This is a genomic window from Citrobacter sp. SX206 (genome assembly GCF_024181025.1).
Taxonomy (GTDB): domain Bacteria; phylum Pseudomonadota; class Gammaproteobacteria; order Enterobacterales; family Enterobacteriaceae; genus Citrobacter; species Citrobacter youngae.
In genome coordinates this window covers 2,816,268-2,841,178 of sequence record NZ_CP049738.1, presented here as the reverse complement: position 1 = coordinate 2,841,178, position 24,911 = coordinate 2,816,268, and the positions used below count along the sequence as shown (strand labels likewise).

Genomic DNA, 24,911 nt, shown 5'->3' with positions numbered 1-24,911 from the left:
CGTCATCCGCACTGATTTTAAGAGGTCATGATGAAATTACTGATTCTGGGCAACCACACCTGCGGTAATCGCGGGGACAGCGCCATTTTGCGCGGTTTGCTGGATGCCATTCATACGCTCCAGCCAGAGACTGAAGTGGATGTGATGAGCCGCTACCCGGTGAGTTCCTCCTGGTTACTAAACCGACCGGTGATGGGCGATCCACTGTATTCACAGATGAAGCAGCATAACAATGCTGCAGGCGTTATGGGCCGCGTAAAGAAAGTGCTGCGTCGTCGCTATCAGCATCAGGTGCTGCTCTCGCGCGTCATCGATTCCGGGAATCTGCGCAATATCGCTATTGCTCAGGGGTTTACTGACTTTGTCCGCTTGTTGTCGCGTTATGACGCCATTATCCAGGTCGGCGGATCGTTTTTTGTCGATCTGTATGGCGTGACGCAGTTTGAACATGCCTTGTGTTCGTTTATGGCTAAAAAACCGCTGTACATGATTGGTCACAGCGTAGGGCCATTTCAGGATGCACAGTTCAATCAGTTGGCGAACTACGTTTTTGGGCACTGCAATGCGTTAATTTTACGCGAATCGGTCAGTCTGGAACTGATGAAACGCAGTGAAATAACGACAGAGAAAGTCGAGTCGGGTGTGGATACCGCCTGGCTGGTAGATAACCATCACGATGACTTTGACCCGGGTTATGCCGTACAGCACTGGCTACAAACGGCTGCAAAGCAGAAGACTGTCGCCATTACATTACGTGAACTGGCGCCGTTTGATAAGCGTCTTGGAACCACACAACAGGCCTATGAGCAAGCCTTTGCCGGCGTGGTTAATCGGATCCTTGATGAAGGTTACCAGGTGATGGCGCTCTCAACCTGTACAGGTATTGATAGTTACAACAAAGATGATCGCATGGTTGCACTGAACCTGCGTCAGTACGTTAACGATCCGGCCCGTTATCACGTGGTCATGGATGAACTAAACGATCTCGAAATGGGAAAAATATTAGGCGCATGTGACCTGACGGTGGGCACACGCCTGCACTCTGCCATTATCTCGATGAACTTTATGACGCCGGCGATAGCCATTAATTATGAGCACAAATCGGCGGGAATTATGCAGCAACTGGGGTTAGCGGAAATGGCGGTTGATATCCGCCATCTGCTGGATGGTAGTCTTGAAGGCAAGGTTGCCGATAACCTGGGACGGCTCGCTGAACTTAACGTCAGGGTGGCGGAGGCGGTTAAGCGTGAACGTGAACACGGTAGGCGTATGGTGCAATCGGTATTAACGCGTATTCAGGAGGGGAAATGAAAGTCAGCTTTTTCCTGCTTAAATTTCCGCTGTCCTCTGAAACCTTTGTGCTGAATCAGATCACCGCGTTTATCGATATGGGGCATGATGTTGAAATTATCGCGTTATATCAGGGCGATCTTGATAACACCCATGCATCCTATATGGACTACCGCCTGGGCGAAAAAACACGATGGTTATTGAAAGAACCGGCTGGCAGGTTGGCAAAGCTGAAATATCGCACTACGACGATTTTACAAGGCATCACCCGGACAGCGACCTGGAAAGCGCTCAATGTTCCACGCTATGGTGATGAGGCGCGTAATCTGATTTTAGCGTCCATCTGTGCGCTAACCCCACGAGCATTCCAGGCCGATGTCTTTATTGCGCACTTTGGACCCGCTGGCGTAACGGCGGCCAAACTACGTGAACTCGGCGTGCTCCGCGGCAAAATAGCCACTGTCTTCCATGGTATTGATGTTTCACATCGGGACATCCTTTCCCGCTATACCCCCGAATATCAGAAGCTGTTTCAGCGCGGTGATTTGATGTTGCCCATCAGCAATCTCTGGGCCGGACGTTTGCGGAATATGGGATGCCCACCGCATAAAATAGCGGTATCGCGTATGGGGATTGATATGACGCGTTTTACACCCCGTGAGGTGAAAGCGCCGGGCACGCCGCTAGAAATTCTCTCCGTTGCACGGTTAACCGAGAAAAAAGGGCTGCATGTCGCTATCGAAGCGTGTCGCCAGTTGAAAGAGCGGGGTATCTCATTTCGTTATCGCATTCTGGGAATTGGCCCTTGGGAGCGTCGATTACGTACGCTTATCGAGCAATACCAACTGGATGACGTGATTGAAATGTCAGGATTTAAACCCAGCCATCAGGTCAAAGAGATGCTTGAGCAGGCGGATGTCTTCCTGTTGCCCTCCGTCACGGGAATTGATGGTGACATGGAAGGGATCCCGGTGGCGTTGATGGAGGCCATGGCCGTAGGGATACCGGTCGTCTCTACTGTACACAGTGGGATCCCTGAGCTGGTGGAGTCTGGAAGGTCCGGTTGGCTGGCACCAGAGAATGATGCTCAGGCCCTGGCGGAGCGATTAGCGACGGTCAGCGTGCTAGACAGTGAGCAAGTGAAGCCGGTGGTGGCGTGCGCCCGCGAAAAAATAGCCGCTGAATTTAACCAGCTTGCGATCAACAAACAGCTAGCCAGTCTGCTGCAAACGATGTAAATCGAGGTTGTATGCCAGAGAAAAAACTCTCCCGACGTACTTTTCTGACGGCAGGCTCTGCGCTTGTCGTACTGCATTCTCCCGTTGCCCGGGCGCTTGAATCACCGGGCAGCGTCAACATTCAGGATTACAATCCACAGGATTGGGTGGCTTCCTTCAGGCAGGCGTTTTCAGAGGCGCAAACCGTTGTCGTGCCTGCTGGTCTGGAGTGCAGGAATATCAATACCGCGATCGGGATCCCGCCTGGTAAAACGTTGCATCTGCAAGGCGGGGTCAGTAGCAGCAGTCGTGGGCGCTTTATTCTGCAGGATGGCTGTCGCGTGACAGGGGAGCAGGGGGGGCGCTTGCGAAATATTACCCTTGATGTTCGGGGATCCGACTGTGTGATAAAAGGCATAGCCATGAGCGGTTTCGCCCCTGTGGCACAAATTTATATCGGGGGGAAAACGCCGCGAGCGATGCGTAACCTCACCATTGACGACATTACCGTCACTGATGCGAATTACGGGATCCTGCGACAGGGGTTTCATAACCAGATGGATGGGGTACGGATAACCAACAGCCGCTTTAGTGATTTACAGGGTGACGCCATCGAGTGGAATGTCGCGATAAACGACAGTGACATCGTGATTTCAGACCATGTTATAGAACGCATCAATTGTACGAACGGAAATGTTAACTGGGGTATCGGTATTGGGCTGGCAGGTAGTACATACGACAACACCTATCCAGACGAACTGGCGGTGAAAAGATTTGTGGTAGCCAATATAACGGGCTCGGATTGTCGGCAGTTAGTCCATGTCGAGAACGGCAAACATTTTATCATTCGTAATATTACCGCGCGAAATATCACCCCGAATTTCAGCAAGAAAGCGGGTATCGACAATGCTACAGTCGCTATTTACGGATGTGATAATTTCGTTATCGATAATATCAATATGAAAAATAGCGCAGGGATGTTGATTGGTTACGGTGTGATCAAAGGACGATATTTGTCCATCCCACAAAACTTTAAGTTAAATAATATTCAACTGGATAACACACATCTCGATTATAAATTACGTGGTATTCAGATTTCCTCAGGTAATGCAACTTCATTTGTGGCCATTACCAACGTGGAGATGAAGCGCGCGACGCTGGAGCTGCACAACAAACCTCAGCATCTTTTCTTGCGAAATATCAAGGTGATGCAGCAATCTACCATCGGGCCAGCGCTGAAAATGCACTTTGATCTGCGCAAAGATGTACGCGGTAAGTTTATGGCCAAACAGGAGACCTTGCTCTCGCTGAACAACATTCATGCAGTTAATGAAGCTGGGCAAAGCTCGGTTGATATTGACAACGTAAACCACCAGGTTGTGAATGTCACGGCAGTGAATTTTCGACTACCGGGCCGGTAATTTTACGACCATTCCTGGCTAAAAACCTACCCGGCTAAGATTATGATTACTGCATTCTGCCGATAAGCGGCGTAACATGCGTCCTGACTGAGCAATGTAATTCATACTGGCTAAAACAAGCTAAAAAGCTATAATTCAGCAACTATTGAATAGGTGAATGACTTAATGATTAATTTGAAAGCAGTTATTCCGGTAGCGGGCCTCGGGATGCACATGTTGCCTGCCACAAAGGCCATCCCAAAAGAAATGCTACCGATCGTTGATAAGCCGATGATTCAATACATTGTCGACGAGATTGTAGCTGCAGGTATCAAAGAAATCGTTCTGGTAACACATGCGTCTAAGAACGCGGTTGAGAACCACTTCGACACCTCTTATGAACTTGAATCGCTGCTTGAACAGCGTGTTAAACGCCAGTTACTGGCCGAAGTGCAGTCCATCTGCCCTCCCGGTGTGACTATCATGAACGTCCGTCAGGCACAATTACTCGGCCTGGGCCACTCTATTCTTTGTGCACGCCCGATAATAGGGGACAACCCTTTTGTGGTGGTGTTACCTGACGTCGTTCTGGATACGGCGAGTGCGGATCCGCTGCGCTACAACCTGGCCGCAATGGTGGCCCGCTTTAATGCGACCGGGCGTAGTCAGGTGCTGGCAAAACGTATGGCTGGCGATCTTTCCGAGTATTCCGTTATTCAGACCAAAGAGCCTTTGGACAACGAAGGTAAGGTCAGCCGCATCGTTGAATTCATTGAAAAACCCGACCAGCCGCAAACCCTTGATTCGGACCTGATGGCCGTAGGGCGCTATGTGCTTTCTGCTGATGTTTGGGCGGAAATTGAGCGTACGCAGCCTGGTGCGTGGGGGCGTATTCAGCTTACGGATGCTATCGCTGAACTGGCGAAAAAACAGTCTGTTGATGCCATGTTGATGACCGGCGATAGCTACGATTGTGGTAAGAAAATGGGCTATATGCAGGCATTTGTGAAGTACGGACTGCGCAACCTGAAAGAAGGGCCGAAGTTCAGGGATCAAATTTTAAAACTGCTGAGCTAGTGCCATTGCTACCCTCGTTGCCTGCGATTTGAACCGAGTATCGTAGCAGTATATGTAAAGAGTCATGATTTGTCTGATACCCGCAGAATGCTGCTATAAATGTTTTTTTATAAATTTCAAATACTAAAAAAGGTAGATCGGTAAGAAATTACCGGTCCGCCGTAGGACATTTTTCTTGTCTACACAGTGAATAAATAAGAGAATATTCGGTTGAGATATCCCTTATTCGTTGAGGGTTATCAGCAATTTGTTTGCCCAACATAAAATGAGCAGTGCCCTGGTAGCTGTAGAGCCAGTGCGGTAGCGTGCCCATTTGTCATTGAGCGACGATGAAACTTTTTCGTTGGTTTAGTATAACGCATTGATATTTAAGGACCCAAGATGTTACTTCCTGTGATAATGGCCGGTGGTACCGGTAGTCGTTTATGGCCGATGTCGCGCGAGCTCTACCCAAAACAGTTTCTTCGTTTGTATGGACAGCGTTCAATGCTGCAAGAAACAGTGCTCCGTCTGGATGATGTCGATGCACGGGAACCGGTAGTCATTTGCAATCAGGAACACAGATTTCTTGTTGCTGAGCAACTAAGACAAATTAACAAGCTCTCGCATAATATCATTCTTGAACCCGTTGGCCGCAATACTGCGCCAGCAATAGCGCTGGCAGCATTAAGTGCAATAGAGAATGGCGATGACCCAATTCTTCTGGTATTAGCCGCAGATCACATCATTAACAATAAACCGGCATTTCACCAGGCGGTAAAGTCAGCATTTAAATTTGCCATGCAGGGGCGCCTTGTCACATTTGGGATTGTACCAACCGGTGCAGAAACAGGTTATGGCTATATTCACCGCGGTAAGGAAGAAGTTCTTGGTGAGAATATCGCTTACCAGGTTAGCCGTTTCGTGGAGAAACCGAACAAAGAAACCGCGGAAAGTTATTTAGCGTCTGGTGAATATTACTGGAACAGCGGAATGTTTATGTTCCGGGCCAAGAAATATCTTGAAGAACTGGAAAAATTCAGACCCGATATTCTTGAGTCCTGCAAGGCGGCAATCCGCGGTTGTAAAGATAGCGATGAGTTTATCAAGATTGATCGCGATCTGTTTATCGCTTGTCCGGATGAGTCTGTTGACTACGCGGTCATGGAGAAAACGACAGATGCTGTCGTCGTTGGGCTTGATGCAGACTGGAGTGACGTGGGTTCCTGGTCGGCACTATGGGAAGTGAGCCCTAAAGATAAAAAAGGTAATGTCCTGACGGGTGATACCTTCATGCACAACGCAAATAACTGCTATATCAACACTGATGAAAAATTGGTTGCCGCTATCGGTGTCGATAATCTGGTGATCATTAATACAAAAGATGCCGTACTGGTCGTTGATAAAGATCAGGTGCAGGATGTTAAGAAAGTTGTTGAGTATCTTAAAGCTAATCATCGCAGTGAATATAAGCGTCACCGGGAAATATACCGTCCGTGGGGGCGATGCGATGTGGTGGTACAGACCGAGCGTTTTAATGTAAATCGGATCACCGTTAAACCGGGGGCAGCATTTTCGATGCAGATGCATCATCACCGGACCGAACACTGGGTTGTGCTTTCAGGCACGGGTGAAGTAACGATTAAAGATCAAAAATTCCTGCTGACTGAAAACCAATCAACCTTTATTCCCATCGGAGCACAACATCGACTGGAAAACCCAGGCAAGATTCCATTGGAACTGCTTGAGATCCAATCCGGCTCCTATTTAGGGGATGATGACATTATTCGTATTAAAGACCAGTATGGTCGTTGCTAATTTTGAAGGTATAAAGATCTATGTCTAAGCTGACTTGTTTTAAAGCCTATGATATTCGTGGAAAATTAGGCGAAGAATTAAATGAAGATATTGCGTATCGCATTGGTCGCGCATACGGTGAATTCCTCAAGCCTAAAACAATCGTGGTGGGTGGTGACGTACGCTTAACCAGCGAGAGCCTGAAACTGGCATTAGCGAATGGCCTAATGGATGCGGGTACCGATATCCTAGATATTGGTTTAAGCGGGACAGAAGAGATCTATTTTGCAACCTTCCATCTTGGTGTAGATGGCGGCATCGAAGTTACCGCCAGTCATAATCCGATGGATTATAACGGAATGAAACTGGTTCGCGAAAATGCGAAACCTATCAGTGGTGACACAGGACTACGCGATGTGCAGCGTTTAGCCGAAGAAAATAATTTCGCGCCTGTTGATGCCCAACTGCGCGGAAGCTACAAGAAGATTTCTATCCTTGATGCTTATGTCGATCACTTAATGGGCTACATTGATTTCGCGAACTTCACTCGTCCAATGAAGCTTGTGGTTAACTCTGGCAATGGTGCTGCAGGCCATGTCATTGACGCAATTGAAGAACGTTTCGTTGCTGCTAATGTTCCTGTTACATTTATTAAAGTTCATCACCAGCCGGATGGCACTTTCCCTAACGGGATCCCTAATCCTCTGTTACCAGAATGCCGCAAAGACACTGCTGACGCTGTTAAAGAACATGGCGCAGATTTGGGGATCGCATTTGACGGCGATTTTGACCGTTGCTTCCTGTTTGATGGGGAAGGGCAGTTTATCGAAGGCTATTACATTGTAGGTCTGTTAGCCGAAGCATTCTTACAAAAAGAACCAGGCGCGAAGATCATCCATGACCCGCGACTGACCTGGAATACCATCGATATTGTGACTAAAGCTGGCGGCATTCCTGTGATGTCTAAAACGGGCCACGCCTTCATCAAAGAGCGTATGCGTAAGGAAGATGCGATCTACGGCGGAGAGATGAGTGCTCATCACTACTTCCGTGATTTTGCATATTGCGATAGTGGGATGATTCCGTGGTTACTTGTTTCTGAGATGCTGTGTGTGAAGAAACTATCTCTTACCGATTTAGTTAGACAACGCATGCAGGCTTTTCCTGCTTCCGGTGAAATTAACCGTAAACTTGAAAATGCTAATACTGCGATTCAACGTATTTCCGATATATATAAGTCAGAAGCACTAAATATTGACCATACTGATGGCATTAGCATTGAATATGATGATTGGCGTTTCAACCTTCGTTCGTCAAATACTGAGCCTGTTGTAAGATTAAATGTAGAGTCAAAAAATAATATTGCATTAATGCAAATGAAAACAGATGAAATTTTAGCGTTAATGGCAGAAAAATAAATGAAAGATTTGCTGCTGATTATATATAAATATCGTTGGTTTATACTTGGAAGCGTTAAGCGAGAATTCCAGGTAAAGTATAGAACAAGTATGCTAGGTGCTATGTGGCTGATATTGCAGCCACTAGCTATGATATTGGTATATACACTGGTATTTTCCCAGGTTATGAAAACCAGGTTGCCTGGTACTGGGGGAGTATATATGTATAGTATATATTTATGTATTGGTATAATTACATGGGGATTGTTCGCTGAGATCGTAACTCGTTGTACGAATATATTTATTGAAAGCGCAGCTCTTTTAAAGAAACTTAATTTTCCAAGGATTTGCTTGCCAATAATAGTAACATTCTCAGCAATAATTAATTTTGTTATTATTTACACATTATTTGTTTTGTTTTTACTATTTACAGGAAATCTTCATCCTCTGAATATAATTCAAATAATACCTCTTTTAGTGGTTCAAATTATATTTTCAGTAGGGCTTGGTATGGTTCTTGGTATTCTTAATGTATTCTTCAGGGATATCGGTCAGTTTGTTGGCATCTTATTACAATTTTGGTTTTGGTTCACACCGATAGTATATGTGCTTGATGCACTACCGGAAAAAGCACGGGAAATATTAAGCTATAATCCATTAGCAATTCTTGTTGAAAATTATCAACGCATTTATATTCACCAGCAGCCAATAGATTGGATGAGTATTATACCTGTTTTGATATCAGGTGGAGTATTATGCGTATTGGGACTTTCATTGTTTAGAAAACACGCATCTGATATGGTGGATGAATTATAATGGCAAAGATTGTAGTGCAAAATGTGAGTAAAGCCTATAAGGTTTACCGCACCAGATTTAGTCGCTTGCTTGAATGGTTTTCACCAACAAATGCTATTCGACATGATAAAAAATGGATATTAAAAGGCATTAACTTCGTCGTGCAGCCTGGTGAGGCTGTTGGTATTATTGGCATCAATGGCGCAGGCAAAAGCACACTTCTCAAGCTCATTACTGGTACGATAAAACCGACGACTGGTAAGATCGAACTTACTGGTAGGGTTGCTGCATTACTTGAGTTAGGGATGGGATTCCATCCTGATTTCACCGGCCGACAAAATGTTTACATGTCAGGGCAACTATTAGGACTCAGTAATGAAGATATCGAGCGTTTGATGCCTGAAATCGAAGAATTTGCAGAGATTGGTGATTATATCGATCAACCAGTAAGGGTGTACTCTAGTGGTATGCAAATGAGGCTGGCATTTAGCGTAGCAACTGCTGTTAGACCAGATATTTTGATTATTGATGAAGCGTTGTCAGTGGGGGATTCTTATTTTCAGCATAAGAGCTTCGATAGAATCCGTCAGTTCAGGACTGAGGGGACGACGTTGTTAATTGTTTCGCATGATAAACTGGCAATACAGTCTATATGCGATAAAGCCATTCTCTTAAATGCTGGTGAGATTGAAATTCAAGGAGATCCAGAAACGGTAATGGATTACTACAATGCCATGTTATCGGAGAAGTCAACATCGGCAAAAAATATCAAACAAGAAGTCGAAAATGGAATAACAAAAACCATATCTGGAACCGGCGAAGCTAAGATTGAAAGTGTTTCTTTGTTGAATAAAGAAGGCAAAGAGGCTGAGATTTTAGGTGTGGGTGAAAAAGTAACATTAGATATATCTGTAACCATACATAAGGATATTAAAGAGTTAGTTCTGGGTTATATGATTAAAGATAGATTAGGGCAACCTGTGTATGGAACTAACACTTATCACAATAATAAGCAGTTGAAAAATCTTCAGGCGGGACAAAAATTTAAATACCGTTTTGACTTTGATCTAAATATAGGGGAAGGCAGTTATTCTGTTGCGATAGCATTACATGATAAAGACACACATATAGGTAATAACTACGAATGGAGGGATCTGGCATTAGTATTTAATGTAATTAACTTTAGTCAAAGTCCATTTGTTGGGGTTGCGTGGTTACCACCCGAGGTACAGGTAGATGAAAGATAGCTTCTATAGTTCGTTCGAAGGGATGCATCGAGGTGATAGGGAAGATATTAAAAATCGCTTGCGCGTTTATCTTCCCTTTATTAAGCCCTTCTCAGTAACATCAAGAGATCCTGTGCTGTTGGATCTTGGATGCGGTAGAGGCGAATGGTTGGAACTTGTCACTGCCGTGGGGTTTACTGCCAAAGGGGCTGATTTAGATGAGGGCATGCTGTCATACTGTACTGACCTTGGCCTTGATGTTGTTCAAGATGATGCAATTAGCTTTCTAAAGCAATTTCAGGATAATTCTGTCGATGTTGTCTCCTCGTTCCATGTTGTAGAACATATCGGGTTTGATAATGTTAAATTACTTATCCACGAGTCACTACGCGTACTTAAGCCTGGTGGGATTCTTATTCTGGAAACACCAAACCCTGAGAATATTGTAGTTGCATCAAGTAGTTTTTATTTAGACCCAACTCATATACAGCCAATTCCAAACCAGCTATTGTCATTTTTAACTGAATATATAGGTTTTGCAAGAACAAAAGTATTAAGACTTCAGGAAAATAAAATACTGTACAGCAAAGAAAATATTGAGCTAATCGATGTCATTGCAGGTGTAAGTCCCGATTATAGTGTCGTTGCACAAAAGAAATCTGATGATTCTGTAATGGCTTATTTTGATGAGGCATTTAATTTAGAATATGGGTTGTCATTTAATGCTCTTGCCAATAAATTTGACTCAGGTTTAAATAATAAATTCCATAAGCTCTCAATCGAAATTGATGCGCTCAAACGAGAACTTAATTTAATTTCAGAAGCATGCAGTATACTTAGAGAAACAAACTCTGAATTGCAATCTCAGATTGTGAGACAAGTTTCAGAAATTACAAGACAAAATTTAGAAATTTCCAGGCAAGGCTCTGAAATTAATGAGATTAGACATTTAATAAGTAGAAGTATTTTTAATAGGATTAAGTCAAAAATAAGGTCGATTAGGCGTTAGAAATACTTCAAAATCAGGTGCGGATCAATGAAAATAATTTTGTCAAGAATCATTATGCGATTATTTAGAATTATTAACTCGAATGAAAGGTTAAGGGAACGAATCATTAGGCTTTTGTTAAAATCGAATTTATATGATTCGCTGAAGAGAATTCATGCCAAAATTAGTAAGTCAGTCTATGTTCATAAAACCCCTGAGTCTCAACCTTCATTAGCCATGAGGAAAAATGTTGTAATTGAATATAACTTGTCTGAGCAAACACAGCGGATGTTCGAAATTTTAAAAAATAATAAAGAGTAGTGATATATGCGTATTGTAATCGACATGCAGGGATTGCAGGCAAGCAACTCAAAAAGAGGGATTGGCCGATATATCTTAAACTTTGTGAAATCATTTGTTCAGCAAAATAAAGATAATAATATAATTTTGCTATGCAATGGAATGCTACAGGAGTCTGTTGGCGCTATTAAAGATGAGTTTTTCGAACACGTTGATGACATATCATTTCGTGTATGGTATTCAACACCAGGCGTTTCATATATTAATATAGAGAATAAATCTAAGATTGAAATCGCTGAAAGAATTCGTGAAAACTATATATCCAGACTCGAACCCGATTTAGTAATTTTAACTTCACTATTTGAAGGCTTAGTTGATGATGCAGTAACAAGCATCAATACCTATGAAAAGCCGGTGAAAACTGCCGTTATTCTATATGACCTCATTCCATTAATTCATGAAAATATCTATTTAGAGAATCCAGTTGTTAAAGACTGGTATCTTAAGAAAATAGTAAATCTTAAAAGAGCAGACTTTGTTCTTTCTATATCGCAGTCGTCAGGTAAGGAAGCTGTAGATTACCTACATTTTGATGCTAATAAAGTATTTAATATTTCTACTGCAGCCTCATCATTTTTTGAAAAGCATGTTTATTCAGAGGGTGATATCAATGATTGGAAAATTAAGTTTAATATAACACGGAAGTATATACTTTACACTGGCGGTATTGATTTTAGAAAAAATATTGAAAGGTTAATTGAAGCTTATGCATTGTTAAGTTTTGTTCAACGCAAAGACTATCAATTGGCAATTGTTTGCTCAATTACAGAACAAGACCTTACAAGATTGAAGAAGCTCTGCAAAAAGGTCGGTTTGAATCATGATGAGGTTATCTTCACTGGTTATATTAGTGAAGAGGATTTGCTAATCTTTTATAATTTATGTGAGTTTTTTGTATTTCCTTCATGGCACGAAGGATTTGGATTACCTATTCTGGAAGCTATGCAGTGTGGAAAGGCTGTAATCGGTGGGAAATACTCTAGCATTCCAGAAGTAATAAATAATAAACAAGCATTGTTTGACCCTTATGACATTGCAGATATCTGCTCAAGTATGTCAAATTTAATTAATGACAATTGTTTTCGGGAAGAACTTGAAAAACACTCCAGTAAACAATGTGAATGTTTTTCATGGGAACAAACTGCTAATTTAGCATGGGCTGCAATTAATAATAATATCAACTCAACTAAACTGAATGCGACTGCTTTTGTCGAAAGCAATAGGACATTAAAAAAACTTGCATATTTTTCACCGCTTCCACCGATGAAAAGTGGCATCGCACATTATAGTGCTGAACTGTTAAGAGAACTGACTGCCTTTTATCATATAGATTTGATCACCATATCTGGTGAAGAAATTAATGATCCTTTTCTTCATGCAGTTTGTGGTATTCAGACTATTGAATGGTTTAAAGCGAATGCCGAAACGTATGATCGAATAGTATATCATTTTGGCAATTCGAGTTTTCACTGGCATATGTTTGAACTCTTGAGAAACTATCCTGGCGTTGTAGTATTACATGATTATTTCTTATCCGGAATAGTTGCTCATATGGATCTGCATCTACATCATACAATTAATGGGTGGGAGAAGGAGTTATTCAAATCAAGTGGCTGGCCAGCTGTTTCTATGCGCTATAAATCCGAAGATACTGCTGATGTGATTTATAAATATCCATGCAATATATCAGTCCTTCAAAATAGTTTAGGTGTAATAACTCACTCGGAATACTCTAGACAATTAGCCATCAAAGAGTATGGCGCCAGCTCGTTACCAAAATGGGAGACGATACCCCTCTTACGTATTCCAGCTAAAAATTTTAGCAAAGCAGATTCGCGTAAAGTCTTAGGTCTTGATTCTGAAGCATTGATCGTCTGTAGCTTTGGACTCATGGGACCTACGAAATTAAATAAAGAACTAATTCAGGCTTGGATTGATTCCCCTCTATCAAAAGACAGTAAATGTTGTTTGGTTTTTGCAGGTGAGAAACCGGGTGATCGATATGGTACAATTATTGATAAGCTGATTAATAATTGCAAATGCAATATAAGAGTAACTGGCTGGCTAAGCAATGAAGAGTACAGCCACTGGCTGTCAGCAGCAGATATTGGGGTTCAATTAAGATCAAACTCCCGTGGTGAATCTTCTGCTGCAGTATTGGATTGCATGAATTATGGGCTTGCAACGATTGTAAATGCGAATGGGTCAATGGCCGAGCTGAAACGTGATTGCGTTGAGATGCTACCTGATTCTTTCGATAACGAGGAGCTTGTTCAAGCATTAAGCAAATTATACACTGATCCTTCTTATCGTTCGAAAATATCTAACTCTGCATTTGCTGAATTGCGAAAATATTACCATCCAAGGGTATGTGCTGAAAAATATGTGTCTGCAATTGAAGATTTCTATCGTAAGCCTTCACCACAACCACATCATATAATACATGCTGTTACTAAGTTGTTAGGAAGTAACGATAATGATTGTTTAAGTGTTTGTGAGAGCATAGCCAAGAACTTTGTGCCGACGCCAAGAAAGAAAAAATTATTTGTAGATATCTCAGAACTGATTCAAAGAGATGCAAAGAGTGGTATTCAGCGGGTTGTAAGAGAAGTTATAAGTAGTTTGCTGACTGAATCACCTAGTGATTATAATGTTGAGTTAGTCTATGCAACAAATGAATCAGAAGGTTTCTTTAATGCTAGAAAATATGGATGCAAACTTTTAAATATTCCAGCTAACTGGGCTGAAGACAACCCAATTGACTATTATGAAGGTGATGTTTTTTTAGGTCTGGATTTGCAGCCAGAAATAGTGAAGTCACAATATAAAAAGCTGAAGGAAATGCAGAATGGTGGAGTGCATATTAGCTATGTAGTATATGATTTATTGCCGGTGAATCAACCGCAACATTTTTTCCCCGGCGCTAAAGAAGCATATAACGAATGGTTTTCAAGGATTACAACATTTGATTCTGCAATTTGCATTTCTAATACAGTTGCAAATGAACTTAGAGAGTGGGTTGCAGAAAATGAACCAGATAACTTAAAACATCTGTCTATTGATTACTTTCACTTAGGTGCTAATCCTGCTGTTAAGCCTTCAGCTCATAAAAACAATGATGATCTTTATAACGCCATTAGCAGTCTTAAAAATAAAAATACATTCCTTGTTGTTAGCACTATAGAACCACGCAAGCAACATGCAGAAATTCTGAAAGCATTTGAGCAATTATGGCTCGATAATTTAGATGTAAATTTAGTGTTTGTTGGCAAAGAAGGGTGGATGGTAGAAGGTCTTGTGAACAAGATTAAAAATCATCCTCAGCTTAATAAACTTTTTTTCTGGTTCTCAGGTATTGATGATAATCTTTTAGCTGAGATTTATGAAATGTCCTCTTGCCTAATTTGTGCTAGCACTGGTGAAGGGTTTGGGTTGCCAATAATAGAAGCGGCACAACATAATTTACCTGTCATCGCCAGGGATATTCCTGTGTTCAGGGAGGTCGGCGGTGATGCAGTTTATTATTTTTCAGGGAATTCATCTCAAATTGCAGTGGCTATTAAAGAATGGATTTTGCTGAAAGAAAATCATAAAATACCAAAGATTGAAAATCTCAATTGGCTAACATGGTCACAAAGTACTAAGCAATTGATTAATGCTGTACTTAAAAATGTTCAACAGTTAAACGGTGAGTAAGAATAACATGGCTAAAAAAACTGCAATTATTACTGGCATTACTGGTCAAGATGGTGCCTACCTTGCTGAGTTGTTACTAGGAAAGGGCTACGTCGTATACGGAACTTACCGCCGTACAAGTTCTGTCAACTTCTGGCGTATTGAAGAATTAGGTATCAAAGATAATGCGAACCTCCACTTAGTTGAATACGATCTCACTGACTTGTCTGCAAGTATCCGATTGATGCAAACAACTGGTGCTACAGAAGTTTATAACCTCGCGGCGCAAAGTTTTGTAGGCGTATCATTTGACCAGCCGGTGACCACTGCTGAAATTACAGGTATTGGACCGGTCAACTTGCTCGAAGCTATTCGTATTGTAAACCCTGAGATTCGTTATTATCAGGCATCAACGTCTGAAATGTTCGGTCTCGTTCAGGCGGTACCGCAAAAAGAAGATACTCCATTTTATCCGCGCAGTCCGTATGGCGTTGCAAAACTGTATGCTCACTGGATGACCGTGAACTACCGTGAAAGCTATAATATTTTTGCATCAAGCGGGATTCTGTTTAACCACGAATCACCATTACGTGGCCAGGAATTTGTAACGCGTAAAATCACTGATTCTGTTGCTAAAATCAAACTCGGCAAACTTGATGTCCTTGAACTTGGTAATATGGACGCCAAGCGTGATTGGGGCTATGCAAAAGAATATGTCGAAGGTATGTGGCGTATTCTGCAGGCAGAAAAACCCGATACCTTTGTGCTCGCAACTAATCGTACAGAGACCGTGCGTGACTTTGTCAGCATGGCTTTCAAAGCAGCAGGATTTACGCTGCGCTTCGAGGGTAAAGACGAGCAAGAAGTGGGTATTGATGTTGCGACAGGGAAAACATTAGTTCGCGTAAATCCTAAATTCTTCCGTCCTGCTGAAGTGGATTTGCTGATTGGTAACCCTGCCCGTGCAAAAGAAATTCTGGGATGGGAGCCAAAAACCTCGTTAGAGCAGTTATGCCAAATGATGGTTGAAGCTGATTTACGTCGTAACCAGCAAGGGTTTTCTTTCTGATGTTCGGCGCCGGCAAACATGCCCTGGTAACAGGGATTAATGGTTTTACCGGCCGTTATGTGGCAGCGGAGTTATCCGCTGCCGGATATCGGGTATTCGGTATTGGTGCAATGCCTTTTGATGGGCCTGATTATTATCAGGTTGATCTAATGGATACTGCGAAGTTGCAGGATATTGTGGAGCGCATACAACCAAACGTTGTTGTCCATTTGGCCGCTATCGCATATGTCGGGCATGGTGATGCAGATGCTTTCTACAATGTTAATTTACTTGGTACGCGTAATTTATTGCAGGCTCTGAGTACCTGCAGCACCATCCTGGATGGTGTGCTTCTCGCCAGTAGTGCAAACATTTATGGAAATGGTACCGCAGGGCAACTGAATGAATTTGCGACAGCAAATCCCGCGAACGATTATGCCGTCAGCAAGTTGGCCATGGAATATATGTCTCGATTGTGGATGGATAAACTACCCGTATTCATTACGAGACCATTTAACTATACAGGTGTTGGTCAGGCGGAAAACTTCCTTCTGCCAAAGATAGTTAAACACTTTAAATCAAAATCACCGACGATCGAGTTAGGAAACATTGATGTTTGGCGTGATTTTACAGATGTTCGTGCATTAAGCCATGCTTATGTCAAGTTATTACAGGCGAAACCAGTTGGCGAAGTTATTAACATCTGCTCTGGCCGCACATATTCACTGAGAAAAGTTATTGAACTTTGTGAAAAAATAACCGGACACCATCTGACCATCCAGATTAATCCAGAATTTGTCCGGGCAAATGAAGTTAAGACACTTAGTGGGGATCCATCTAAATTACAATCATTTATTCCAGATTGGAATGTCCCACCACTCGAAGATACTCTGCGCTGGATGTTGGAAAACGAGTAATGAAAGTCATATTTGGAACTGATGCAATAAAATACCCATTAACAGGTATCGGTCGCTATGCATTTGAGTTGGCTAAATGTTTATCTGATGATCCAGAAATATCCGAATTACTTTTTTTAAATGGGCATCGACTTACTCAGCAAATGCCCGTGGCTAAAGAAAATAGCTCTTCAACAGAGGGGCTTAAAAGTTTAATAAAAAAGAGTCGACTGGCTTCGGAAGTATATAGGCTCACAGCTCCGTGGTTGAAGACTAATGTCTTGAGAAATCATAATGATACGATTTATCATGGGCCGAATTTTTATCTGCCACCGAAGGTAGAGCGCTGTGTTGTCACGTTTCATGATCTTTCTGTTTTTACTTTACCGCAATGCCATCCTCCTGAGAGAGTTAGGTATATGCGTAAAGAGCTTTTACAAACGGTAAAGCGAGCATCAGTATTTATTACAGACTCTGATTTTACCAGATTGGAACTGATTAATTATTTTAATATTTCTGAAAGTAGGGTGTTTACTGCAAAGTTAGCATGTAGTGGTGAATTTAAGCCCCGCCGTGAAGAAGATATAACTCCTGTTCTCGGAAAATACGAACTTACCTTTAAAAAATATTCCCTATTTACTGGCTCGATTGAACCGAGAAAGAATATTGCGACATTGCTTGATGCCTACGAGCGTCTGCCACTCTCACTGAGAAAGCAAACCCCACTCGTAATTAGCGGGTTCAAAGGGTGGAATAGTGATACTTTGCATCGTCGATTTGAGCAAGGTGAACGAGAAGGCTGGTTACGTTATTTAGGATTTACGCCTTCAAGCGATTTGCCAGCACTGTATGCCGGCGCGGTTAGCTTCTTATTTCCATCAATTTATGAAGGATTTGGGCTACCTGTATTAGAGGCGATGGCTTCTGGTACTCCTGTTGTTTGTTCAAATAGCTCTTCACTTCCTGAAGTTGCGGGTGGCAGTGCGTTAATGTGCGATGCCATGGATGTTGAGACGCTAACGTCTTTAATTATGAAGAGTCTTACGGATACGGAATGGCAGGGTAGTGCCACTAACAGTGGATTATCACATGTTAACCAATTTTCATGGAAACGATGTGCAACCGAAACGGTTGCTGCGTACAAACAGGTGAAGTAAGGCTAATGTTGAAAGTATTGCATTTTTATAAGACATACTATCCAGATACTTTTGGTGGCATAGAGCAAGTTATCTACCAGTTAAGTGAGTCTGGGGCTGAATATGATGTTGAATCAACAGTACTTTCTTTAAGTAAACGTGGGGATATTGATAATCAAAAAATTGGTGTACAGCGTGTTTTCTACGCAAAAACTAATTTTGAGGTGGCCTCAACACCATTTTCACTATCTTGCATTAAGAAATTTAAAGAATTAGCAAATCAAGCAGATATTATTCATTACCATTATCCATTTCCTTTTATGGATATGCTTCATTTTTTGTGTCGAATAAAAAAACCAGCAGTTGTTAGCTATCATTCTGATATTGTAAAGCAAAAGTTTATTTCTCGGTTATATTCACCACTAATGAATCGCTTTCTGAGCTCAGTTGATTGCATTGTTGCTGCTTCTCCAAATTATGCAAATACTAGTACTGTATTACAGAAATTCGAATCTAAAGTAAAGATCATCCCTTATGGATTAGATGAAAATTCTTATCCTAATGTCAGTGATGACAAAATCAATTATTGGCGTAAGAAAATCGGAGATAAATTCTTTCTATTTATTGGCGCGTTTCGCTACTATAAAGGGTTACATACCTTATTAGATGCTGTGCATTCTACAACCTTACCAGTTGTTATTGTCGGTGGCGGTGGTATTGAACAAGAGTTAAAGTTAAAAGCTAGAGAGCTTAACTTATCAAATGTTCACTTCGTTGGCGCAATAAACGACGAAGACAAAACTGCATTGCTACAACTTTGCTATTCGGTTGTTTTTCCATCTCATTTACGTTCAGAGGCGTTTGGTATCACTTTGCTTGAAGGGGCTATGTTTGGAAAGCCTTTAATTTCTTGTGAAATTGGCACTGGCACAACTTACATCAATATACATGGTGAGACTGGATTAGTTATTCCACCCGATGATTCACGTTCTCTCAGAGAAGCCATGGAGACGTTATATGATGATCAACAACTGGCAAATAGATGTGGGCTAAAAGCGTATTCCCGCTTCAACGAGATATTCACATCTGAAAAGATGTCGCATGATTACGCAGAACTATATAGGTCGCTTATTGTTTCGATTTAGTATAAATGAAACATTGAGTGGTTATGTTTTAACAGGGTTTAAAATGACAATAAAATTTAATTACATAGTGTTCTTTATTTTATCTCTTACACTTCTTGCTGCAAGCGTAATAAGTAAACCACAAAGAAATGGTGATGGTTATGAGTATTCACTTATTACGAAGTCATTTGTTAACCATTTTTCTCCTGATATCACTGTAAGTGATATAGTAGATAGAATGGATGACGTTAGTGTAAATAAGTCATCAGGCTATAATTTACAATATTTAGAAAACATAAGAAATGGTATTTTGGCTAATGAAGAAAATGCAGCTAATACTGGTATTTTTAAAAGTATTAATGGCTCTTATTATGGGTATCATTTTTGGTTTTACCCGCTTTTAAGCGCGGCTGCTGAGAAAGTATTATCTATTTTTAATATAAATCCTCTTAAATCTTTTCAATTAGTTAATGCGCTTTTTTTAGTGTTTGCATTATATCTAATGGCAATAAGAGATAAGAAGGATGGTATTGCACAATTCTTATTTTTGGCCGGTGGTGTGCTATTTTATTTGAAATGGAGCCATCCGGAGGTAATGATCTATACCTTCGTTTTTCTTGCGTTTTATAATTTGATTACTGACAGACCATTACGTGCTGTGGCCTTTATATCTTTTGCATCAATTCAAGTAGTATCGCTTTCTCTTTTATTTGTTCTCATTCCTATATACATAGCAAGATTAGAAAAAAATAACATTATAGCTACCTCTTTTTATTTATTGAAGCGTTGGCAGGTATGGTTATATGGTATTATTTCAATAAGTTCTATAATATTCTATTATGCAGAATTCGGAAAGTTTAGTCTAATTGGAAGCCAAGCTAGTAATATTTCAAATATCAACTTTCATCATTTTATATCTTACTATTTTGATCTGGACCAGGGACTTTGGGTTGGTGCTCCATGGTTAGTTTTATTTATTTTGTTTTTGAAGAAAAATAATAACCATAAAATTTTCAACGATCTGATTTTTTCATTGTCATTTTCAATTCTGATTTGTATTCCGCTGATGGCTAATAATAATTTTAATTCAGGCCAAAGTATCTTTCAAAGATATGCTTTGTATTCAATTGCGCCAATTGTAGCATGGTGTTGCGTCTATTCTTCAACTGTGCTTAATAGTACAAATAAAAAGATTATTTTATTACTCGTTGCAATTTCATATATTTTTTTCTGTAGAGGGTATATTAATGAAGAAAACACACTAGTTCATAAGCCGTGGACTTCATACTTGTTGGAACATTATCCTCATCTCTATGAACCAGAACCAGACATATTCATTGTTAGAACTTTTCCGGTAGACCAGTGGTTGGGTGGAGGGAGAAACTCCCACGCTTATAAAAATAGCAATGGTGTTGTTACAAAAATAATTTACCGTGAGACAGACAATAAGCTATTTAGTGATTCATGTAATGGGGAGTATAAGGATTTAAAAACACATAAACCTATCGATCTCAGTACTTCTTCATTTCCAAGATATGGGTGGCGTTACATTACTGGGGAAATGTATTGTGACGGATTTATCCCCTATGATGGACTGAAATACTCTGCATCTAAACCCAACACAATTGATTTTAAAAAAGCTGGTTTTCCAAGTTTTGTTGCAGGTGTTGCAGGTATTGGTCAATATGAGGGATGGGGCCGCTGGAGTGAAGGAAATGATGTTAAATTCTTCCTGGACGTAGAGCTAAATAAGAGTGTGACCTTCTATGTAGAACTTACTACTTTTGGACCAAATATGGATAAGCCACTGCTAATGACAGTTAATAATGTTTCCAGAACTCTGCTTCCACAAGAAGGGAAAGAGAATCAATACGTTGCAAAATTTGAATTTCCTGAGGTAGTGAAAAACCCCGAGATCACTATTAAAGTACCTTCACCTGCATCACCTGCCCAACTAGGTCTGAGTAATGATACAAGGGAGATTGGTCTGGGATTAATAAAAATGCATTGGGAATGATTTATTGATAAAACAGTAAGTACTATTTTGGTTATTTCATTTATTGAAATGACCAAAATATTTTCGTATTAGATGGTTGTTTATTTACTGGTGGGAATAAATGAGTCAAATACTTCACATCATTGCTATGATGTCTGATTTTGTCTTTGACCAACCGAGAATTTCATATGTCAGCGATGTATCAAGTAGAATATCTTTATTAGCTATCCCAAATTGTTTAGGATAAAGTAGTGTAAGGCCTAGTTACTTTCTATGCTGAGCTTATCTCCTTTGGGCCTAATGCATGTGAACCTATTGTTTTAACTATAAATAGTGAGTCCCATGCAATGGAGTCGGTTGAAGGTAATGTAAATAGAACCATTTTAGTTCCATGCATTTTTTGAGATCCTGGCCAAATTGGCCCTGGCCCAAATTCAGTGTAGTGCTAAATCAGAGATCTTCGTCTTTCCGGAGACTTCGGATGAATTCAGCCGGAGTCATGTCATTTAATGATGAATGCGTTCTCTCATGATTATATTCCCCGCGCCAGTTGTCGAGTTTGTCCTGCGCATCTTCCAGCGAGAGGAACCAGTAAATGTTCAGGCATTCATCCCGCAGACTGCCGTTAAATGATGCAATAAACGGGTTATCCTTTGGTTTTCCGGGGCGGGAGAAGTCCATTGTGACACCGTGCTCATACGCCCATTTATCCAGACATTTCGAAATAAACTCGCTGCCGTTATCTGTCTGAATACGTACCGGCAGGCGCTTGCTCAGCGCCCGGAAACGTCGTCCGTTAAACAGGTTATCCTACACGAAATCCATACTCCAGCACTGATCGACACCGGTCAGGACAGGACGTTGCTGACGATGTGCTGCACTGACATGCCTGCGCGGGCGTTTTCTCCGCAAGTTCAGTCCTTCCAGACAATAGATCCTGTGTGTTTTCTTGTGGTTAAGCCGCAGCCTCCCCGTCGTAACTGAATATGAATACGCGGGCAACCGTAGCGGACCCGGGTTACCGCTATTTCCCTGATACGCAGGGTTATCGCCCGATCATCCCGCCGGCTCAGCCAGTGGTAAACGGTTCTGCTCTGCATCAGCAGCCCGCATCCCCGTCAGACACTGATACGGTAAGCCTCCTGCAGAAAATGCACCGCCTGACGCTTCTGAGCCGACCTCAGAACTTTTGCTTCAGTACCTCCTGCAGCATCTCCTTGTCCAGACTCGGGTCAGCCACCAGTTTCTTCAGCCGCTGATTTTCATCCTCCAGTTGCCGCAGACGCCGCAGTTACGTTACGCCCAGACCGGCAAATTTCTTCTTCCAGTTGTAAAAAGCGGCCTCAGAAATGCCCATCTTTCGGCAGACTTCCCCGACGTGGGTGCCGGTTTCGGCCTGTTTCAGCGCAAACGCGATCTGTTCTTCGGTATAACGGGTCTTTTTCATGGCGATGTGCCTCTCTTTGAGATGGAAGAAAGACCAGAGACTTCAGTTTAGCCTGGCACTGTTTACAGGGAGGAGATCAGTTCTCGGATATCGATATTGACAACTTCTTGTCCTTTATCAAGTAACTGTTTAGTTAAAACACTTCCTGTAAAACCGCTTCCGCCAGTGATTATATGACGCATTATGCACTCCTAGAGATAAATACAATTCCGACGCAAATAAGAGACAAGCCAATGAGTCTCATTGTATTTATGTCTTCTTTCAGGAAAAAATAGCCAATTGCAGCAGTGATAATAAAACCAACTGATGAAAGTGGATAAGCCAAGCTTACCTCTACTTTTCCCAGTACAGTCATCCATAAGCCAATACTTATCACATAGCACAACATACCAGCAATAAACCAAGGATTCAGGATTAATTGAATTGCAAATCCAAAATAGCCTGCAATAGCATCAGGAAGAGGTGCTAATGTGAGCATTGTTTTCCGCATTGCAACCTGTGCAAGGGCATTTAGAGATACGCTTGTTAACGCTAGTAATAGAACAATCAAACTCATTTTTCACCACGACTTATAGGTAACTTGCGATCATAAAACCAGCAGTAGCTACAAAACCTAAACAAATACTCGTCCTATCCTTGATCGCGAAAACCACGGGATCATCCGTTAATACTTTCCTATGGCTAAGAAACCATATTCTCATTACCCAAAGAAATACGCATATTGGTTCAAGCAATAGCCATTCAGGAGCACTATAATTTATCTGCACCATTGCTTCCTGAGTCAGGAAAAGCAGCATGATTAAAATTGAACAGATCGCGCTACTTACACCAAAGGCTAAGGTTAATGGCCAGTCTTGATGAGTGTAACCGCGACCACCAATTTTGTTAGTCATTGTTTGATCAGATTTGAGAATCTCAACATGCCGTTTTGCCAGAGCCAGCGAGAAAAATAGCAAGGCAGAGAATGAATTCAACCATGGAGATAGGGGAAGATCATTCAACACCGACCCCATGATTATTCTTAATGTAAAAAGAGCGCCGATGATTGAAACATCTAACATTGGAACTCTTTTTAGTTTGAATGAGTAGCAAAGCGTTAACATTACATAAATTAAAATACAGTATGTTAAACCTATTGATAAATTTATTGATATTATTCCGCCGATTAAGAATAGTATCAACGCACCAATGAGCCCTTGAAATGTGGAAATATTACCAGATGCAAGAGGTCTGTTTCTTTTTGTCTTATGTCGACGATCGGCTTCAAGGTCTGCAAGATCGTTAATAATATAGGTTGCGGAGGCAATTAAACCAAATGCGACAAATGCCAATGTAGTTTTTGCAATAACGTTCGCATCATTTGCGATATGTGCCAGAAATATAGGGATAAAAATCAGTATATTTTTAGCCCACTGATGTAATCTCAGTTGTTTTATCCATTGTTTGAAAATACTTACCTTGGCATCTTCAAAAGCAAGACATGGGATTTCACTTTTTATATCTTTCTTAAACGCATTCCCATTTCCTACAAGAATAACACCTTTAGACTCGTTCCAGATTGTAATATCAGCTTTATGGTCACCTGCATAAATAAAACCCTGTGGGAATCTATCTTTTAGCCATGCTAATTTATTGACTCCTTTTAAATTTAATTGGTTATCAGAACCTTTTACACCATCAAAGATCCCCAGATACTCATTTATAGAGTCTGCAATATTTTGGTTAGAGGCTGTGACAAGATGGATTTCTCTCCCTTTGCGTTTTTCTGTTTTTAAATAATCTATTAGATTATGTCTGTAACAGAATGAGTCTGCATTTTGCGTTACAGTTTCTGTAACAAAGCGTTTAAAAGATGTTTTTCCATCAAATAAGGCCGTAGTTAATCCAAATATTTTAATTGGTTTTTTGAATAATATTGACACAATACCTTCATGTAGTGTGTCAGTTTTAGACAGAGTGCCGTCTAAATCGACAACAAGAGGCACATTTATGTCGATAGCATCAAATGGCTTGGTGGACATTTACATTCCTTGGCTAAGCAGAATCTACATCGATTCTCAATC

Annotated in this window: 18 protein-coding genes and 1 pseudogene; 15 read left to right on the top strand and 4 right to left on the bottom strand. The window is 41.2% G+C overall.

Annotation, left to right across the window (positions count from 1 at the left end; translation table 11 throughout):
* Nucleotides 1–30 precede the first annotated feature (30 nt).
* The 15 genes from wcaK to G8S19_RS13965 all read left to right on the top strand — a co-directional run bounded on the left by wcaK (nt 31) and on the right by G8S19_RS13965 (nt 21,422).
* On the top strand, nt 31–1,311 hold the full coding sequence (gene wcaK / locus G8S19_RS14035) for a colanic acid biosynthesis pyruvyl transferase WcaK (protein ID WP_172741520.1): 1,281 nt from the start codon (nt 31–33) through the stop codon (nt 1,309–1,311).
* Entirely contained in the window at nt 1,308–2,528 is a 1,221-nt protein-coding gene (wcaL, locus tag G8S19_RS14030) for a colanic acid biosynthesis glycosyltransferase WcaL (protein WP_061067683.1), read from the top strand. The genes wcaK and wcaL overlap by 4 nt, the downstream gene beginning before the upstream one ends.
* An 11-nt stretch (nt 2,529–2,539) precedes the next feature.
* Entirely contained in the window at nt 2,540–3,928 is a 1,389-nt protein-coding gene (wcaM, locus tag G8S19_RS14025; RefSeq protein ID WP_061067684.1) for a colanic acid biosynthesis protein WcaM, read from the top strand.
* A 165-nt stretch (nt 3,929–4,093) separates the two neighbouring features.
* Nucleotides 4,094–4,984, top strand: coding sequence for a GalU regulator GalF (galF, locus tag G8S19_RS14020; protein ID WP_253685410.1), 891 nt, complete (start codon nt 4,094–4,096; stop codon nt 4,982–4,984).
* Nucleotides 4,985–5,365: 381 nt separating this feature from the next.
* Nucleotides 5,366–6,781, top strand: a complete 1,416-nt coding sequence (locus tag G8S19_RS14015; RefSeq protein WP_061067686.1) for a mannose-1-phosphate guanylyltransferase/mannose-6-phosphate isomerase — start codon at nt 5,366–5,368, stop codon at nt 6,779–6,781.
* Nucleotides 6,782–6,801: 20 nt separating this feature from the next.
* Nucleotides 6,802–8,178 carry a phosphomannomutase CpsG gene (gene cpsG / locus G8S19_RS14010; protein WP_253685408.1) on the top strand — a complete coding sequence of 459 codons (1,377 nt, stop codon included), beginning with the start codon at nt 6,802–6,804 and terminating at the stop codon, nt 8,176–8,178.
* Nucleotides 8,179–8,973: an ABC transporter permease gene (locus G8S19_RS14005; RefSeq protein WP_253685406.1), complete on the top strand. Its 795-nt coding sequence runs from the start codon at nt 8,179–8,181 to the stop codon at nt 8,971–8,973. It abuts the gene before it with no gap.
* Entirely contained in the window at nt 8,973–10,199 is a 1,227-nt protein-coding gene (locus G8S19_RS14000; RefSeq protein WP_101741468.1) for an ABC transporter ATP-binding protein, read from the top strand. Before G8S19_RS14005 ends, G8S19_RS14000 begins: the two co-directional genes overlap by 1 nt.
* Nucleotides 10,189–11,187 (top strand): class I SAM-dependent methyltransferase, encoded by a 999-nt coding sequence (locus tag G8S19_RS13995; RefSeq protein ID WP_101741467.1) that lies wholly within the window; start codon nt 10,189–10,191, stop codon nt 11,185–11,187. Before G8S19_RS14000 ends, G8S19_RS13995 begins: the two co-directional genes overlap by 11 nt.
* Nucleotides 11,188–11,493: 306 nt before the next feature.
* Nucleotides 11,494–15,222 (top strand): glycosyltransferase, encoded by a 3,729-nt coding sequence (locus G8S19_RS13990; RefSeq protein ID WP_253685404.1) that lies wholly within the window; start codon nt 11,494–11,496, stop codon nt 15,220–15,222.
* A 7-nt stretch (nt 15,223–15,229) separates the two neighbouring features.
* A complete protein-coding gene (gmd, locus tag G8S19_RS13985; RefSeq protein ID WP_101741464.1) occupies nt 15,230–16,270 on the top strand; it encodes a GDP-mannose 4,6-dehydratase in 1,041 nt (346 codons plus the stop codon).
* Nucleotides 16,270–17,166: a GDP-mannose 4,6-dehydratase gene (locus tag G8S19_RS13980; protein WP_101741463.1), complete on the top strand. Its 897-nt coding sequence runs from the start codon at nt 16,270–16,272 to the stop codon at nt 17,164–17,166. The genes gmd and G8S19_RS13980 overlap by 1 nt, the downstream gene beginning before the upstream one ends.
* Nucleotides 17,166–18,302, top strand: coding sequence for a glycosyltransferase family 1 protein (locus tag G8S19_RS13975; RefSeq protein WP_253685402.1), 1,137 nt, complete (start codon nt 17,166–17,168; stop codon nt 18,300–18,302). The genes G8S19_RS13980 and G8S19_RS13975 overlap by 1 nt, the downstream gene beginning before the upstream one ends.
* Before the next feature lie 5 nt (nt 18,303–18,307).
* Nucleotides 18,308–19,426: a glycosyltransferase family 4 protein gene (locus G8S19_RS13970; RefSeq protein ID WP_305883493.1), complete on the top strand. Its 1,119-nt coding sequence runs from the start codon at nt 18,308–18,310 to the stop codon at nt 19,424–19,426.
* Nucleotides 19,427–19,469: 43 nt separating this feature from the next.
* Complete coding sequence (locus tag G8S19_RS13965) at nt 19,470–21,422, top strand: hypothetical protein (RefSeq protein ID WP_253685400.1); 1,953 nt, start codon at nt 19,470–19,472, stop codon at nt 21,420–21,422.
* Between the two features lie 429 nt (nt 21,423–21,851).
* Here G8S19_RS13965 and G8S19_RS13960 read toward each other — a convergent pair.
* The 4 genes and pseudogenes from G8S19_RS13960 to G8S19_RS13945 all read right to left on the bottom strand — a co-directional run bounded on the left by G8S19_RS13960 (nt 21,852) and on the right by G8S19_RS13945 (nt 24,869).
* Nucleotides 21,852–22,848, bottom strand: a pseudogene (locus G8S19_RS13960) (integrase core domain-containing protein).
* Nucleotides 22,849–22,910: 62 nt separating this feature from the next.
* The gene (locus G8S19_RS13955; protein WP_124021628.1) at nt 22,911–23,030 is read right to left on the bottom strand and encodes a GDP-mannose 4,6-dehydratase; all 120 of its coding nucleotides are present in this window, start codon (nt 23,028–23,030) and stop codon (nt 22,911–22,913) included.
* Entirely contained in the window at nt 23,030–23,404 is a 375-nt protein-coding gene (locus G8S19_RS13950; protein WP_253685398.1) for an SMR family transporter, read from the bottom strand. The genes G8S19_RS13955 and G8S19_RS13950 overlap by 1 nt, the downstream gene beginning before the upstream one ends.
* Before the next feature lie 13 nt (nt 23,405–23,417).
* Nucleotides 23,418–24,869: a UbiA family prenyltransferase gene (locus tag G8S19_RS13945; protein ID WP_124021630.1), complete on the bottom strand. Its 1,452-nt coding sequence runs from the start codon at nt 24,867–24,869 to the stop codon at nt 23,418–23,420.
* Nucleotides 24,870–24,911 lie beyond the last annotated feature (42 nt).

What these genes read in the sequence shown, in the direction of transcription:
- wcaK (WP_172741520.1), top strand. Translation starts at nt 31, where the DNA reads ATGAAATTACTGATTCTGGGCAACCACACCTGCGGTAATCGCGGGGAC.
- wcaL (WP_061067683.1), top strand. Translation starts at nt 1,308, where the DNA reads ATGAAAGTCAGCTTTTTCCTGCTTAAATTTCCGCTGTCCTCTGAAACC.
- wcaM (WP_061067684.1), top strand. Translation starts at nt 2,540, where the DNA reads ATGCCAGAGAAAAAACTCTCCCGACGTACTTTTCTGACGGCAGGCTCT.
- galF (WP_253685410.1), top strand. Translation starts at nt 4,094, where the DNA reads ATGATTAATTTGAAAGCAGTTATTCCGGTAGCGGGCCTCGGGATGCAC.
- G8S19_RS14015 (WP_061067686.1), top strand. Translation starts at nt 5,366, where the DNA reads ATGTTACTTCCTGTGATAATGGCCGGTGGTACCGGTAGTCGTTTATGG.
- cpsG (WP_253685408.1), top strand. Translation starts at nt 6,802, where the DNA reads ATGTCTAAGCTGACTTGTTTTAAAGCCTATGATATTCGTGGAAAATTA.
- G8S19_RS14005 (WP_253685406.1), top strand. Translation starts at nt 8,179, where the DNA reads ATGAAAGATTTGCTGCTGATTATATATAAATATCGTTGGTTTATACTT.
- G8S19_RS14000 (WP_101741468.1), top strand. Translation starts at nt 8,973, where the DNA reads ATGGCAAAGATTGTAGTGCAAAATGTGAGTAAAGCCTATAAGGTTTAC.
- G8S19_RS13995 (WP_101741467.1), top strand. Translation starts at nt 10,189, where the DNA reads ATGAAAGATAGCTTCTATAGTTCGTTCGAAGGGATGCATCGAGGTGAT.
- G8S19_RS13990 (WP_253685404.1), top strand. Translation starts at nt 11,494, where the DNA reads ATGCGTATTGTAATCGACATGCAGGGATTGCAGGCAAGCAACTCAAAA.
- gmd (WP_101741464.1), top strand. Translation starts at nt 15,230, where the DNA reads ATGGCTAAAAAAACTGCAATTATTACTGGCATTACTGGTCAAGATGGT.
- G8S19_RS13980 (WP_101741463.1), top strand. Translation starts at nt 16,270, where the DNA reads ATGTTCGGCGCCGGCAAACATGCCCTGGTAACAGGGATTAATGGTTTT.
- G8S19_RS13975 (WP_253685402.1), top strand. Translation starts at nt 17,166, where the DNA reads ATGAAAGTCATATTTGGAACTGATGCAATAAAATACCCATTAACAGGT.
- G8S19_RS13970 (WP_305883493.1), top strand. Translation starts at nt 18,308, where the DNA reads ATGTTGAAAGTATTGCATTTTTATAAGACATACTATCCAGATACTTTT.
- G8S19_RS13965 (WP_253685400.1), top strand. Translation starts at nt 19,470, where the DNA reads ATGACAATAAAATTTAATTACATAGTGTTCTTTATTTTATCTCTTACA.
- G8S19_RS13955 (WP_124021628.1), bottom strand. Translation starts at nt 23,030, where the DNA reads ATGCGTCATATAATCACTGGCGGAAGCGGTTTTACAGGAAGTGTTTTA.
- G8S19_RS13950 (WP_253685398.1), bottom strand. Translation starts at nt 23,404, where the DNA reads ATGAGTTTGATTGTTCTATTACTAGCGTTAACAAGCGTATCTCTAAAT.
- G8S19_RS13945 (WP_124021630.1), bottom strand. Translation starts at nt 24,869, where the DNA reads ATGTCCACCAAGCCATTTGATGCTATCGACATAAATGTGCCTCTTGTT.